This is a genomic window from Paraburkholderia acidipaludis NBRC 101816, assembly GCF_000684975.1.
Taxonomy (GTDB): Bacteria; Pseudomonadota; Gammaproteobacteria; order Burkholderiales; family Burkholderiaceae; genus Paraburkholderia; species Paraburkholderia acidipaludis.
The window spans coordinates 130,319-145,100 of the sequence record NZ_BAXZ01000019.1; the positions used below are offsets into that span (position 1 = coordinate 130,319).

A 14,782-nucleotide genomic window follows, 5' to 3' on the forward strand; every position below is an offset into this window, starting at 1 on the left:
AGGTCTCTCCGGAGCGTCTAATAGTTGGGGTGCGCCGCGCGCACCGCTGCAGTCAGCCCGAATCGTGCCACGGCATGGCGTGACGCGAAAGCGCGCGGCGGGCCCGCGGTGTGCCCGCAATGTGCCGACACGCAAAAACAAAAGCCGCGCGGGGCGAAACCCGGCGCGGCTTCAGATGGCCGGGCAGCGGAGCAAACGCTGCGCCCGCGCACGCAGGTCAGGCGCTCGACACCGCTTTGGCCGACTGCGTCATGTCGATGCCTCGACGTTCGCGGCTGAACAGGATCAGCACGGCGATCAGCACGGCCACAGTGCCGGCCACGGCGGCCATTGCCAGCGCGTAGTTGTTGTCGTGAGTCGCGGCGAACGACGCCTGCATCGTTGCGTTGACCGATGCAAGCAGGTTGCCGAGCTGGTAGACGAGACCCGGGAACGTGGCGCGGATTTCGTCGGGCGAGATTTCGTTCAAATGCACGGGAATCACGCCCCAGGCGCCTTGCACGGAAATCTGCATGAGGAATGCGCCAAGCGCGAGCAGCAGCGGCCCGCTCGAAAAGGCCCACAGCGGCAGCACCGGCAGCGCGATCAGCGCGGCGATGCAGATGGCCTTGCGGCGGCCGATCCTCTCGGAGATCGACCCGAAGAACAAGCCGCCCACGATCGCGCCGATGTTCAGCACGTCGGTAATATAAGAGACGGTGTGTGGATCGAAGTGATGCTGCTCACGCAGGAAGGTCGGATAAAGATCCTGGGTGCCGTGCGAGAAAAAGTTGAAACAGGTCATCAGAACAATTGCATAGATCGACAGTCCGATGTTGTGCTTGAACGTGGCGAGCAGACTCGGGCGCACGCGTTTTTCCAATTGCTTGAATGCCGGCGACTCCGGTACATGGGCACGGACATAGAGCACGAGCAGCGCGGGCAGCACGCCCACGAAGAACATGCCACGCCAACCGATATGTTCGTACAGGATGCCGAAGACTATCGAGGCGAGCAGATAACCGCTTGGATAGCCGGCCTGCAAAACGCCCGAGACCCAGCCGCGCGCCTTGGGCGGAATGGTTTCCATCGTCAGAGCGGAGCCCACGCCCCATTCACCGCCCATCGCGATGCCGAAGAGCGCGCGCAGCACGAGGAAGGTGGTGAGATTGGGCGAGAAGCCGGTGAGCAGTTCCAGCAGGGAGTAGCACGCGATATTGACCATCAGCGTAGGGCGTCGGCCGAACTTGTCGGCGAGCCGGCCGAAGATCAGCGCGCCGAGTGGGCGCATGATCAGCGTGAGCGTAAGCGCGAATGCGACTGCGGGAATCTTGGTGTTGAATTCGTTGGCAATGTCTTTCAGTACAAAGACCGTCAGAAAGAAATCGAACGCGTCGAGTGTCCAGCCCAGGTAGGCGGCGATCGTCACGTTTCTCTGTTCCCGCGTCCAGCTCATTGATTGTTCTCCTGATATGCCTTTACGGCGCCGTCTGCAGCGGCGATGTCTCCTGCGGTCCGCGACACCCCCGGCGGCGGACTTGCCGCGAGTGTACGCCCGGCATTAAACATTTGCATGGTTGCGGGCGCCAACCTCGGGCTAATCCCTGGAGTCGTTCGTTACGAATCGTTGCCCTATGATGTGCCGATCATCGCGACGTAATAAAAATGAAAGTGTCAGGGCTGATGCGTTCTTGCGGTCCGCGCAATAAATTCTTTAATGAACGACCGTGCTTTTCCCGATTTACCGAGCCGGATTGCCTCGCTAGAATCGTTCGTCAGTTCATGAGTGCCGCGTAGCGGAGTGCTCGCGGCCCGGAAAACATCAAGGAGACGAAAGACATGCAGGTCAGAGACATGTTCGAGCTGGGCGGGCAGGTCGCCCTCGTCACCGGCGGCTCGCGCGGCCTCGGGTTGCAGATGGCGCAGGCGCTGGGCGAGATGGGCTGCCGCGTGGTCATCACCGCGCGCAAGGCCGACGAGCTTGCGGAGGCGCAGCGGCACCTGCAGGGACTCGGGATCGAGGCGACGACGGTGGTGAGCGATCTGCAGCACGCGGCGAGCGTCGCGCCGCTCGTGGACGCGGCGCTGGCTGCCTGCGGCACGATCGACATTCTCGTGAACAACGCGGGCGCCACCTGGGGGGCGCCGGCCGAGGACTATCCCGACGAGGCCTGGCACAAGGTCATGAACCTGAACGTCACCGCGCCGTTCTTTCTCGCGCGCGAAGTGGGCAAGCGCTGCATGATTCCCCGCAAGAGCGGCAAGATCATCAACATCGCGTCGATCGCGGGGCTCAAGGGTGCGCTCGGACCCATGCAGGCTATCGCGTACAACACGTCCAAGGCGGCGGCCATCAACTTCACGCGGGCGCTGGCCGCCGAGTGGGGCAAGTACGGCATCAACGTGAATGCGATCTGCCCGGGTTTCTTTCCCTCGAAGATGTCGGCAGGACTGCTCGACAAACTTGGCCAGGCCGTTATCGATCACACGCCGCTGCACCGCCTTGGGGACGACGACGACCTCAAGGGCGCCGTCGTGTTCCTCGCGAGCGCCGCGGCCCGCCACATCACGGGCCAGTATCTGGCCGTCGACGGCGGCTCAAGCGTTGTCTGATGCTCCTTCCCCGTTCGCGCGCGGAACCTCGCGCGCGAACCGGTGGCACGATCGATCGGCGCGTCGCGCTCGCGGCGCGCTTTCAACGAGACGGAATTGCCCATGTCCACATCAGCCTCGCCGCAGTCCGCATCCCAGTCGTCTACTTCCGTCGCAGGGCAACAAGCAGCGGTGCAAGCAGGATCGCACCTGCCGTCGCCGTTCTGGCCGCCGCATCTTTCGCCGCATCTGACGATTCCGGCCACGAACCTGTTCTATAACGCCGAGGTTTCGGCGGCGCGCTATCCCGACAAGCCTTTCATCGTTTTCTACGACACGCCCGTGACCTTCGGGCAGTTCAAGGACGAGGCCGAGCGGGTGGCAGGCTGGCTGCAGCAGCGCTGCGGCGTGAAGGCGGGCGACCGTGTGCTGCTCTACATGCAGAACAGCCCGCAGTGGGTGCTCGCGTACTACGGCATCCTGCGCGCGAACGCGGTGGTCGTGCCGGTCAACCCGATGAATCTGACCGACGAACTCGCGCATTACGTGGAGGACAGCGGCGCGACCACGGCCTTCGTTTCGCAGGAACTCCATGCGCGCATCGCGCCGCACCTGAGCGAGGGCGAGGGGCCGGGGCTGCATCATCTGATCGTCGCGACCTATTCGGACTACGTGAAGGGCGAGCCTTCGTCGCCGCCGCCCGAGTTCGTGAGCGCGCCGCGTCACGTCGAGGGCCCCGGCGTGACGCACTGGGCCGATGTGCTCGAGGCGCGCTGCGCGCCGGGCCCGCTGACCGCCGGCGCGGACGATCTGTGCGTGATGCCCTATACGTCGGGCACGACCGGCAAGCCGAAGGGATGCATGCACACGCATCGCAGCGTGATGAGCACGGCCGTGGGCGGCTGCAACTGGTTCGGCAGCAATCAGGATGCCGTACAACTTTCGGTGCTGCCGTTCTTTCACGTCACCGGCATGCAGGGCGGCATGAACAGCCCGATCTACAACGGCTCGACGATCGTGATTCTGCCGCGCTGGGATCGCGACGCCGCGGCGCGCGCGATCGAGCACTACCGCATCAACGGCTGGCAGGCGATCTCGACAATGGTGGTCGATTTCATTTCGAACCCGCGCATCGGCGAATACGATCTGTCGAGCCTCTCCTGGATGCGCGGCGGCGGCGCGACGATGCCCGACGCCGTCGTCAAGAAGCTGCGCGACCTGACGGGGCTCGAGTTCGTCGAAGGCTACGGCATGTCCGAAACCATGGCGGGCACGCACATCAATCCGCCGCAGCGTCCGAAGCGGCAGTGCCTCGGCATTCCCGTGTTCGACGTGGAGTCGCGCGTGATCGATCCGATCACGCTGGAGGAAGTGCCGGACGGCGAGTCGGGCGAGCTGATCATGCATGCGCCGCAGGTGATGCAGGGCTACTGGCGCAATCCGGAGGCGACGCGCGAGGCCTTCATCGAGCGCGACGGCAAACGCTTCCTGCGCACGGGCGATCTCGTGCGGCGCGACGAGGAAGGCTATTACTTCATCACCGACCGTCTGAAGCGCATGATCAATGCCGCGGGTTTCAAGGTATGGCCGGCCGAAGTCGAGGCGCTGATGTACCGCCATCCCGCGATCAAGGAGGTGTGCGTCATCGGCACGCAGGACGAACGGCGCGGCGAGACGGTCAAGGCCTATGTCGTGCTCGACCCGAAGCAGGTGGGCGCCGTGAGCGCGGACGACATCATCGCCTGGGCGCACGACAACATGGCGGCCTACAAGGCGCCGCGCGTCGTCCAGTTCGTCGAGACGCTGCCCAAGTCGGGCAGCGGCAAGATCCTGTGGCGCAAGCTGCAGGAGGACGAGGCGAACGCGGCGCGCTAGCCGCGCGCCGTCCCTACGTCGCTCAGGCGCCCGCCAGCGCGGGCAAGCCTGAGCCCGCGTCGCCCCAGCCCCGCTCCGCGCCGGCCTCTTTGGCCGGCGTTTCTTTTGCCACGCCCGGCAACACCACGCGCCCCGCGAGCCATTCGCCGGGCGCGCGAGCGTGCTTGAGCGCGAGGATGGCGTCGCTCAGGAAATCGATGCTGTAAGCGTGCAGAAGATGGGGGTGATGCGCACCAATATAGGCGGCAAGGCGTGCGCGCTCGCCCTCGATCGTCGCAAGCGAGCGCAGCGTTTGCGCATCCCAGCGAAAGCGCAGGCCCAGTTCCGCAAACGCGGAATTGAACGCGCTCAGGTGCGCGTGCAGCTGGGTGTCGTGTTCGGCGGCGAGCCGGTTGGGGATTGGCTGGCTCATGACAGTCTCCTGAATGTCCATTGGCGTGAACGAAGGGTAGGAGCGCCGATGAATAAACGACAGTTAAAGATTCTTCTGATTGGTATTCGCTATTGCTTATCGACAGACGGATCTGCCGGGCGGGGCGCGCTGCGATTCCTGCCCGATTGCGCATGAAACGCGTGCATCGATAAATTCCCGGTCTGAATCGCAGCGCGCCAAAACGGGGAAATCAGTATGGAGTCCGTAATGTATGCGGCGCCGCGCAACCCATGTCATGGGCCGGCAGGGCCGTGGCACAAGGGATCCGGCGTGCTTCGCCGCGTGCTCCCTCTCGAACGGGCAAAAAGCCGCTTGACTAATATGGTGTGTGAAATATTGTATATCACAGCTTACCCCACGCCCCGCCCAAGAGGAGACGTCATGGCAGAAGCAGGCATCAACGAGGCGCAGACGGCCGCTGCGCCGCCCGCGCAGGACACGACCGATGGCTTTCATCTCGTCATCGAAGCGCTGAAACTCAACGATATCGACACGATCTTCGGGCTCGTCGGCATTCCCATTACGGATCTCGCCCGTCTTGCCCAGGCCGAGGGCATGCGCTTCATCGGCTTTCGCCACGAGCAGAATGCGGGCAACGCCGCCGCCGTCGCGGGCTATATGACGAAAAAGCCCGGCGTTTGCCTCACCGTCTCCGCGCCAGGCTTTCTCAATGGCCTCACGGCACTCGCCAACGCCACGACCAACTGCTTTCCGATGATCCTCATCAGCGGTTCGAGCGAGCGCGAGATCGTCGATCTGCAGCAGGGCGATTACGAGGAGATGGATCAGCTGAATGCCGCGAAGCCTTATGCCAAGGCGGCCTATCGCGTGCTGCATGCCGAGGACATTGGCATTGGCATCGCGCGCGCGATTCGCGCGGCCGTGTCGGGCCGCCCCGGCGGCGTCTATCTCGACCTGCCGGCCAGGCTGCTCGCGCAGACCATCGAGGCCGCGAAAGGCAGGCAGTCGCTCGTGAAGGTCGTGGATGCGGCGCCGCGCCAGATTCCCGCGCCGGACACGGTGGAGCGCGCGCTCGATGTGCTAAGAACTGCGAAACGTCCGCTGATCCTGCTCGGCAAAGGGGCGGCCTACGCCCAAGCCGACGCGCCGATCCGCGCGCTGATCGAGAAGACCGGCATTCCGTATCTGCCGATGTCGATGGCCAAGGGGCTCTTGCCCGATACGCACGAACAGTCGGCTTCGGCGGCGCGCTCGTTTGTGCTTGCCGAGTCCGACGCCGTGCTGCTGATCGGCGCGCGCCTGAACTGGCTGCTCTCGCACGGCAAGGGCAAAACCTGGGGGGCGCCGGCACGCAAGCGTTTCATCCAGGTCGATATCGCGCCTACCGAGATCGACAGCAACGTCGCGATCGAAGCGCCTGTGATCGGCGATATTGGCTCATGCGTCGAGGCGCTGCTTGAGGGTCTCGGCAGCGATTTTCCGAAGCCGCCGGCCGAATGGCTCGACGCCATCGCCCAGCGCAAGGCGCAGAACCTCTCGAAGATGGCCGCGACGCTGGCGAAGAATCCGGCGCCGATGAACTTCCACAGCGCGCTGCGCGCCATTCGCGACGTGCTGAAGACGCGGCCCGAGGTCAACGTCGTCAACGAAGGCGCGAACACGCTCGACTACGCGCGCAGCATCATCGACATGGCCCAGCCGCGCAAGCGTTTCGATTCGGGCACGTGGGGAATCATGGGCATCGGCATGGGCTTCGCCATCGGCGCGGCCGTGACGAGCGGCACACAGGTGGTCGCCATCGAAGGCGACAGCGCGTTCGGCTTCAGCGGCATGGAGCTGGAGACCATCTGCCGCTACGACCTGCCGGTCTGCACGATCGTTTTCAACAACAACGGCGTCTATCGCGGCACCGATGTCAATCCCACGGGCGGCCCCGACGTGGCGCCCACCGTCTTCGTCAAGAACGCGCGCTACGACCGGATGATGGAAGCATTCGGCGGGACAGGCCGCCACGCCACCACGCCCGAGGAACTCACGGCGGCGCTTGCCGAGGCGATTGCGTCCGGTAAGCCGACGCTCATCAATGCCGTCATCGACGAATCCGCCGGCACGGAAAGCGGGCGCCTCACGAATCTGAATCCGCAAAGCGCGGCCACGAAAAAATGAGTTCAACTGAAAAGGACGCATCGGTCCAGGAACCAGGAGATAAGGCAATGAGCAAACCCCTCGACGGCATCAAGATCATCGACTTCACGCACGTACAGGCGGGTCCTGCCTGTACGCAGATGCTTGCGTGGTTCGGTGCGGACGTGATCAAGGTGGAGCGTCCGGGTGCGGGCGACGTCACGCGCAGCCAGTTGCGTGACATTCCGGACGTCGATGCGCTGTACTTCACGATGCTCAACAGCAACAAGCGTTCGCTGACGCTCGACACCAAAAAGTCTGAAGGCAAGGAGGTGCTGGAGAAGCTGATTCGCGAATCGGATGTGATGGTGGAGAACTTCGGCCCCGGCGCGCTCGACCGCATGGGCTTCACCTGGGAGCGCATCAAGGAGCTCAATCCGAAGATGATCGTCGCTTCCGTGAAGGGCTTCAGCGAGGGACATCATTACGACGACCTCAAGGTCTACGAGAACGTGGCGCAATGCGCGGGCGGCGCCGCCTCGACAACGGGCTTCTGGGACGGCCCCCCGACGGTGAGCGCGGCCGCGCTCGGCGACAGCAACACGGGCATGCACCTCGCGATCGGCATTCTCACGGCGCTGATCGGCCGCGACAAGACGGGCGAAGGGCAGAAGGTGGCCGTTTCGATGCAGGACAGCGTGATCAACCTCTGCCGCGTGAAGTTGCGCGACCAGCAGCGCCTCGACCGCGTGGGCTACCTCGAGGAGTATCCGCAGTACCCGCACGGCAGCTTCAGCGACGTCGTGCCGCGCGGCGGCAATGCGGGCGGCGGCGGCCAGCCGGGCTGGGTGCTCAAGTGCAAGGGCTGGGAAACCGATCCGAACGCCTACATCTACTTCACGATCCAGGGGCATGCGTGGGAACCGATCTGCCGCGCGCTCGGCAGGCCGGAATGGATCGACGACCCGAACTACAGCACGCCGAAAGCGCGGCAGCCGCATATCTTCGAGATCTTCAATACGATCGAGGCGTGGCTGGCCGACAAGACGAAGTTCGAGGCGATCGACATCCTGCGCAAATACGACATTCCCTGTGCGCCGGTTTTGAGCATGAAGGAAATTGCGAACGATCCCTCGTTGCGCGAGAGCGGCACCATCGTCGAAGTGCCGCACAAGGAGCGCGGCACCTACCTGACGGTTGGGAGTCCGATCAAATTCTCGGGTCTCAAGCCGGAGATCAAGGGGTCGCCGCTGCTAGGCGAGCACACCGACGAAGTGCTGGCGGATCTGGGCTACACGCCGCAGCAGATCGCCGCGCTGCACGAGGTGCGCGCGGTGTGAAGACGGCCGGCACGGCGGTGTGCAACGCCGTGCCGGCAAGCTGGTGCCCCTGCGGACAGGACGGCGCGCCGCGACTCCACCGAGGCGGCGCACCCACGATACACGGCAATACGCCGCTCACCGAACGAACCTTTGCCATGCAATCTGCCATCGATTTCGCGCAGCTCGCCGAGGCCATTGGCGACGCCATCGTCATTTCCGACGCGGCCGGCAACATCACGTACTGGAATCGTGCCGCGACCCGCATGTTCGGCTACACCGAGGCCGAGGCGATGGGCGGCACGCTCGACCTGATCATCCCGGAACGCTTGCGCGGGCGGCACTGGGAGGGCTATCACAAGACGATGGAGAGCGGACAGACGCGCTACGGCAACGACGTGCTCCGGGTGCCCGCCGTGGACAAGGCGGGCCGCACGCTGTCGATTGCGTTTACCGTCGCGCTGCTGTGCGCGCCCAACGGGGCGGTGACGGGCATCGTGGCCGTGATTCGCGACGAGACGGCGCGCTTCCAGGAAGAGCGCGGCCTGCGCAAACGGCTCGCGGAACTGGAGGCGCAAGCGCAGCAGGGCTGATTGGGCGAGACGCGAGACAGAAACAGAAACAGAAGCGGAGAGAGACAACGTGGCACACACTGATCGCATGGCAGCCGGTTATACGGCGCGGCGGCACAACCGCTGGGTGCAACTCGTTGCAGGTATCGTCTGCATGGGGCTCGTCGCAAACCTGCAGTACGCATGGACGCTGTTTGTCGTCCCGATGGATGCGCGCCACCATTGGGGCCAGGCGGCGATTCAACTGGCGTTTTCGATCTTCATCGTCACCGAAACGTGGCTCGTGCCCGTAGAGGGCTGGCTCGTCGACCGGTTCGGCCCGCGCCCCGTGGTGATGGGCGGCGCATGCTGCGTCGCGCTGGGCTGGGTGCTCGACGCCTGGGCGCCGGCGCTGCCCATGCTCTACGTTGCCGCGGTGATATCGGGTATCGGGGCAGGCTGTGTCTACGGCACCTGCGTGGGCACCGCGCTCAAATGGTTTCCGGACCGGCGCGGCCTCGCGGCGGGCATGACGGCCGCGGGCTTCGGCGCGGGCGCCGCACTCACCGTGATCCCGATCTCTAACATGATTCAGCATGCGGGCTACGAGCGCGCGTTCGTGTTCTTCGGAGTCCTTCAGGGGGCATGCATCATGGCGCTGGCGACGCTGATGGTCAGGCCGAAGCCGCCGGCGCACGCGGCGGGGAAGAAACGCGTCGTGGCCACCAAAACCGACTACACGACGCGGGAGATGGTGCGCGCGCCGCTGTTCTGGGTGATGTATGCGATGTTCGTGTGCGTGGCGTCGGGCGGCATCATCGCGACCGCGCAGATCGGGCCGATCGCGAAGGCCTACGGTTTCGCGGCGATGCCGGTCACGTTCGCGAGCGTGACGCTGCCGCTGCTCACGATGACGCTATCGATCAACAACCTCTGCAACGGCTTCACGCGGCCGCTGTGCGGTTTCATTTCGGACCGCATCGGCCGGGAAAATACGATGTTCATGACATTCATCGGCGAAGGGCTGGCCTTGCTCGGCTTGCGCTGCTTCGGCCACGATCCGTGGCTTTTCATGCTGTTCTCGGGGCTCGTTTTCCTGTTCTACGGCGACATCTTCTCGAACTTCCCGGCAACCTGTGCCGACACGTTCGGCGCGCGTTACGCGGCCGCCAATGCCGGCACGCTCTATACGGCGAAGGGCACGGCGGCGTTGCTGGTGCCCGTGGCGACCTTGCTCGCATTGCACGGCGGCTGGAACGCCGTGTTCGAGTTCGGGGCGTGCGTGGCGATGGCGGCCGGCGTGTGCGCGAAATTCGTCTTGCAGCCGATGCGGCGGCGCTGGATTTTCCGTTCGGCGGCGCCTGCCGGCGTATCTGAAGGTGTGTTCGGGCCGCCGGTGCTCGGCTCTCAGGAATAGGGAGCCGTTTCGTTCGCGCAGCGGTTTAGCGCATTCGGGAAACGGCATCGATTGCGTCGACGATCGCGCGAGGGTCGTCGCGCTGGACGAAGTGCTCGCTCAACGGCAGGCGCACCCATGTCGCGCGAGACGACATGCGCAACAAGGTTTGTTGCAACCGCTCCCATTCGAGCTGCAGCGCATTGCGCCGTTCCGGCGGAAAGAGCCGTGAATTCTGGTACGACCCGGCCACAAGAACCCTCAGAGGCAGGTTTCCGAGCGATTCAACCGCGCGGACTTCCTGGAAACTCGCCGGAAAATCGATTCGTTCTGCCGTCGAGTTCGGATCGCGCCACGCGCCGCGCCAGAGAGTCTTCATTTGCGTCAGTACAGGAGGGTCCGTTTCCGTGGGTTCGGAAAAGGCCGTGGAGAAGACGTCGAACTGATCCTCATGCATGGCCTCGACCAGCACGAGGCCATGCACCTGCGCCCGATAGCGATGCGCGAAGAGCCGCATGAGCAAGCCGCCGAACGAGTGGCCGACGAGCAGCCAGGGAGGCGGCGTGCCGCTCGCTCGGAGTAGGCGGGCGAGCCGATCGACCATGAGGGCAGCGTCCTGGGGCGCTGTCGCCGGACCGCTTGCGCCTCGTCCTGAGCGATCGTAGCGGAACACGCGAAAGCGGCCTTCGATGCGCGACTGCACGCTTTGCCATTCGGCGCTCTCGGCGCCCAAACCCGTCTCCAGTACCACCGTGGGCGTACCTGTTCCCGACGACCACCATGCGAGACGATGGCCGTCGACGTCGGCAAGTTGCGCGCGCGGCGGTGCGATCATGCGGCCTCCTGGGTCGATGCAGCGGGTTGCCCGGTGGTCGGGCAGGGAAGGCCCGTAGTCGAGCTCGCCCCCGGGTTGCTGCTTCTCGCGATGGCGCGCCATTCGTCATTTTTTTGTAATGATTGGGTAACGGCCGTGTTCGGGCGCCCTTTCTACACTGCAATCACGTCGTACCCGGGCTCCGTGCCACGTTGCCAATCAAGGAGCATCATTAGCCTGGGGTTCGATCGTAGTCACGCAGCGGAGAGTGGAGAGCATGAGAATCCTGGTCATCGAAGACGAAGCCAAGACGGGTGAGTACCTGCAGAGCGGATTGACGGAGGCCGGTTACGTGGTGGATGTGGCCACGAACGGTATCGACGGGCTGCACCTTGCGCAGGAGATGCGCTACGACCTGATCTTGCTCGACGTAATGATGCCGGAGATGGACGGTTGGACCGTCATGAAGAAGCTTGGCGCCCGCACGCATACGCCGGTGCTGTTTCTGAGCGCGCGCGGCACGCTCGAGGACCGGCTGAAGGGACTCGATCTCGGCGCCGACGATTACCTCGTCAAGCCTTTTTCGTTCGCCGAACTGCTGGCGCGCGTTCGCATCATCTTGCGTCGCGGCCAGCCTCAAAAGCAGGAGGAAGAGGTTTTCGAAGTGGGGGATCTGCGTGTGGACGTACCGAAGCGGCGGGTCGAGAGGGGCGGCGTTCGCATCACGCTGACCAACAAGGAATTCAACCTGCTGCAGTTCTTCGTTCAGCATCAGGGGCAGGTGTTGTCCCGGACCGTGATCGCTTCGCGCGTGTGGGACATGAATTTCGACAGCGACAGCAACGTTGTCGACGTCGCGGTGCGCCGCTTGCGGCAGAAGATCGACGATCCTTTCTCCGTTCGCCTGATCCACACGGTACACGGCGTGGGGTACCGGTTCGAGCACGAAGCATGAAGCGCCTTTCGCTCACGACGCGGCTTGCGTTGCTGTATGCCCTGGTTGCGTTTGCCGCAATGGAACTGCTCGGCGCATTCCTGTATCGCGCATTGGAGCAGCAGCTGACGATACGGGACGACGGCGCGCTGGTGACGAGAGTCGACCAGATCCGCACGCTGATGAACGATGTCGACGTGCGCGAACTGATTCGCGACAAGCCGCACCTGTTCGCCAACATGCTCGGCAATACGGAATCCTTATTGGTTGTGCGTTCGCCGGGCGAAACGCCGCTCATCACGGTGAATCCCGGCCACCAGGCCGTGCCCGATACGACGCCGGTGCCGGCAGATGTGCCGCTCACGCTGGGCGCCGTCCAGCATACGCGCGCGGCGGACGGAACGCCGTTTATCTACGTGGCCGCGGCCGTGCGCGACATCGCCGGGCCGCACGACCTGCAGATCGTCTCGGGCCGGATGCTGACCGAGCGCACGCGCTTGTTGCAGGAGTACAGGAACCAGATACTGCTGTGGGCCTCGACGGTGGCATGGATCGTTGCCTTGCTCGCTTTCCTGATTGCGCGTCGCAGCATGCGGCCATTGCGCCTTCTCGCTGCGCAAACGGGAGCCATCGGCATCAATACGCTCTCGACCCGCATCGAGCGGCACGCGGCACCGCCCGAACTCGACGCGCTGATCGCGGCGTTCAATGGCATGCTCGATCGTCTCGAGCGCGGGTTCACGCAGTTGAAACAGGTGTCGGCCGACATGGCGCATGACCTGCGCACGCCGATCGGCAACCTGTTGGGGCAGACCGAAGTCGGGTTGAGCCAGACGCGCGACATTGCGTATTACCAGAGGCTGCTCGGCTCGAACTTCGAGGAACTGCAGCGGCTTTCGAAAATGCTGGACAACATGCTGTTTCTCGCGCGAACCGAGCACGCGGACAACGCTATCGAGCGCAGCAATCTGCTGCTTGCCGACGAGTTCGAACGCATGCAGGAGTACTTCGAAGGTCTCGCGGACGAACGCAATGTCGGCCTCGAGTGGCGCGGCGACGGCTACGTGTCGGCGGATCCGTTGATGCTGCGCCGCGCGCTGGGGAATCTGCTGGCGAATGCCCTGCGGTATGCGGAGCCGGGCACGGCGATCACGACGGTCGCGGAGCAGGGCGCCGATCGAACGACGATCCACGTCGAAAATCGTGGACCGACGATCGAGCCGCATCACCTCGAACGGATCTTCGACCGTTTCTATCGGGCAGATTCGTCGCGACACCGCTCGTCGGAGTCGAGCGGACTTGGGCTCTCGATTGTGCGCGGCATCATGTCGTTGCATGGCGGAACATGCCATGCAACGAGCGGCAATGGCGTGACGCGCTTTACGCTCGTGTTCCCACGGTCCTGACGGGCCGGCTGGTTTCGCCATGAGAGAGACCAGCATAGGGCTTTTCAATCCCCATATGCTTAGTTATACGAATCAATAGAGATGATTTATCCCGCGCCTAGCGGATTAACCCCGGTGCTCTCGTGTTCGCCGGGACGCAACCGGGCCTTTTATGTTCCTCCAGGAGATTCAAATGAACTTTCGACTGCCTTGCGCTGCGCTGGCTGCGCTTTCCTTCACGTTGGCAGGTCATGCCGCGTGGGCTCAAACCGACGCGGCAGCGGCGGCGCCCGCGCCCGTACACAATGTCGTGCTCGTCCATGGCCTGTATGCCGATGGTTCGAGCTGGGGGAAAGTGATTCCCCTGCTGCAGGCCAAAGGTTTGCACGTGACGGCGGTCCAGAATCCGACGACCTCGTTCGACGCGGACGTCGACGCCGTCAAACGGGCACTGGCCCAGCAGGATGGCCCCACGCTGCTGGTGGCGCACTCGTATGGCGGGATGGTGATCAGCCAGGCCGGCGACGATCCCAAGGTTAGCGGCCTCGTGTACATTGCCGCGCGAGCGCCTGACGCCGGCGAGGACTATCCTGCGCTGACCCGCAAGTTCCCGGCCGCGCCGGCGTCGGCCGGAGTGCACTGGTCGTCGGACGGCTACGGCGCGCTCTCCGAGAGCGCGTTCGTGAAGGACTTCGCGGGCGATCTGCCGGCTTCGGAAGCAGAGGCCTACTACGCGGTGCAGCAGCCGGTGGGCAAGGCGATCACGTCGGCGAAGACGACGGTGGCCGCATGGCGCGACAAGCCCACGTGGTACGCCGTATCGACCGAAGACCGCACGATCAACCCGGATCTCGAACGCTTCATGGCCAGTCGGATGAAAGCCCATACGATCGAGATCGATTCCAGCCACGTTTCCTTGATTTCCCATCCTCAGGAAGTCGCTAACCTGATTCTGCAGGCAGCGGGGCAGCAGGCGAAGTGAGATTGCCGGAGTGTTGCGGCGCCGGGAGAGGTCACGCCCGAGGGCGCAACACTCGCAGGCCGGCCTGTATGTGCCGCCGTTGCCGCAAACCGCGTTATGATGGCGTGCCTGGCAGTCGGATACCAGTATTTGTTCCAGTCACGAAAGCGATGAAACAACGTACATGGCCCAGATTCGCCGCCGCATGTTCACCTGTCGCGCTTACGCTGCTTGGGGGTTGCGCTGCCCGCGGCGCGCCGTCCTACGCGCTGTTTGGCGCGTACTTTCCGTTTTGGCTGCTGAGTTCCGTGGCCGGCATCGCGGGCGCTCTCGTCGCCCATCGCGCGTTCGTCGCGACCGGCTGGGTCCGCACGGTGCCTTACCAGCTTTCTGTCTGCACCGCGATCGGCGTTGTCGTCGGGGTGCTCGTCTGGCTATCGGGAACGGGGCAGCTCTGA

13 protein-coding genes are annotated in these 14,782 nt (G+C 64.2%); 10 read left to right on the top strand and 3 right to left on the bottom strand.

The window, feature by feature from the left end:
• Positions 1 to 217: 217 nt before the first annotated feature.
• Positions 218 to 1,435: an MFS transporter gene (locus BAC01S_RS21075; protein ID WP_027796542.1), complete on the bottom strand. Its 1,218-nt coding sequence runs from the start codon at positions 1,433 to 1,435 to the stop codon at positions 218 to 220.
• A 383-nt stretch (positions 1,436 to 1,818) separates the two neighbouring features.
• Here BAC01S_RS21075 and BAC01S_RS21080 point away from each other — a divergent pair, with 383 nt between their 5' ends.
• Both BAC01S_RS21080 and BAC01S_RS21085 read left to right on the top strand, forming a co-directional pair.
• Positions 1,819 to 2,592: an SDR family oxidoreductase gene (locus BAC01S_RS21080; protein WP_027796543.1), complete on the top strand. Its 774-nt coding sequence runs from the start codon at positions 1,819 to 1,821 to the stop codon at positions 2,590 to 2,592.
• A gap of 171 nt (positions 2,593 to 2,763) precedes the next feature.
• The gene (locus BAC01S_RS21085; RefSeq protein ID WP_245616639.1) at positions 2,764 to 4,446 is read left to right on the top strand and encodes a long-chain fatty acid--CoA ligase; all 1,683 of its coding nucleotides are present in this window, start codon (positions 2,764 to 2,766) and stop codon (positions 4,444 to 4,446) included.
• Between the two features lie 22 nt (positions 4,447 to 4,468).
• On the opposite strand, the gene BAC01S_RS21090 is transcribed toward BAC01S_RS21085, so the two are convergent.
• The gene (locus BAC01S_RS21090; RefSeq protein WP_027796545.1) at positions 4,469 to 4,858 is read right to left on the bottom strand and encodes a hypothetical protein; all 390 of its coding nucleotides are present in this window, start codon (positions 4,856 to 4,858) and stop codon (positions 4,469 to 4,471) included.
• 402 nt (positions 4,859 to 5,260) lie between these two features.
• Between BAC01S_RS21090 and oxc the strand changes: the two genes are divergently transcribed.
• From oxc to oxlT, 4 genes are all read left to right on the top strand, one after another.
• The gene (gene oxc, locus BAC01S_RS21095; protein WP_027796546.1) at positions 5,261 to 7,006 is read left to right on the top strand and encodes an oxalyl-CoA decarboxylase; all 1,746 of its coding nucleotides are present in this window, start codon (positions 5,261 to 5,263) and stop codon (positions 7,004 to 7,006) included.
• Positions 7,007 to 7,053: 47 nt separating this feature from the next.
• Positions 7,054 to 8,304 (top strand): formyl-CoA transferase, encoded by a 1,251-nt coding sequence (gene frc / locus BAC01S_RS21100; protein ID WP_027796547.1) that lies wholly within the window; start codon positions 7,054 to 7,056, stop codon positions 8,302 to 8,304.
• A gap of 137 nt (positions 8,305 to 8,441) precedes the next feature.
• Positions 8,442 to 8,876: a PAS domain-containing protein gene (locus tag BAC01S_RS21105; protein WP_027796548.1), complete on the top strand. Its 435-nt coding sequence runs from the start codon at positions 8,442 to 8,444 to the stop codon at positions 8,874 to 8,876.
• Positions 8,877 to 8,943: 67 nt separating this feature from the next.
• Complete coding sequence (oxlT, locus tag BAC01S_RS32110) at positions 8,944 to 10,251, top strand: oxalate/formate MFS antiporter (protein ID WP_156954493.1); 1,308 nt, start codon at positions 8,944 to 8,946, stop codon at positions 10,249 to 10,251.
• Positions 10,252 to 10,276: 25 nt separating this feature from the next.
• Here the strand turns inward: oxlT and BAC01S_RS32115 are convergent, their stop codons facing one another.
• Positions 10,277 to 11,065 carry an alpha/beta fold hydrolase gene (locus tag BAC01S_RS32115; RefSeq protein ID WP_052408803.1) on the bottom strand — a complete coding sequence of 263 codons (789 nt, stop codon included), beginning with the start codon at positions 11,063 to 11,065 and terminating at the stop codon, positions 10,277 to 10,279.
• A gap of 256 nt (positions 11,066 to 11,321) precedes the next feature.
• Between BAC01S_RS32115 and BAC01S_RS21120 the strand changes: the two genes are divergently transcribed.
• From BAC01S_RS21120 to BAC01S_RS21135, 4 genes are all read left to right on the top strand, one after another.
• Positions 11,322 to 11,999: a heavy metal response regulator transcription factor gene (locus BAC01S_RS21120; RefSeq protein ID WP_027796549.1), complete on the top strand. Its 678-nt coding sequence runs from the start codon at positions 11,322 to 11,324 to the stop codon at positions 11,997 to 11,999.
• The gene (locus BAC01S_RS21125; protein ID WP_027796550.1) at positions 11,996 to 13,384 is read left to right on the top strand and encodes a heavy metal sensor histidine kinase; all 1,389 of its coding nucleotides are present in this window, start codon (positions 11,996 to 11,998) and stop codon (positions 13,382 to 13,384) included. The genes BAC01S_RS21120 and BAC01S_RS21125 overlap by 4 nt, the downstream gene beginning before the upstream one ends.
• Before the next feature lie 172 nt (positions 13,385 to 13,556).
• A complete protein-coding gene (locus BAC01S_RS21130) occupies positions 13,557 to 14,345 on the top strand; it encodes an alpha/beta hydrolase (protein ID WP_027796551.1) in 789 nt (262 codons plus the stop codon).
• Between the two features lie 149 nt (positions 14,346 to 14,494).
• Entirely contained in the window at positions 14,495 to 14,782 is a 288-nt protein-coding gene (locus BAC01S_RS21135; RefSeq protein WP_027796552.1) for a hypothetical protein, read from the top strand.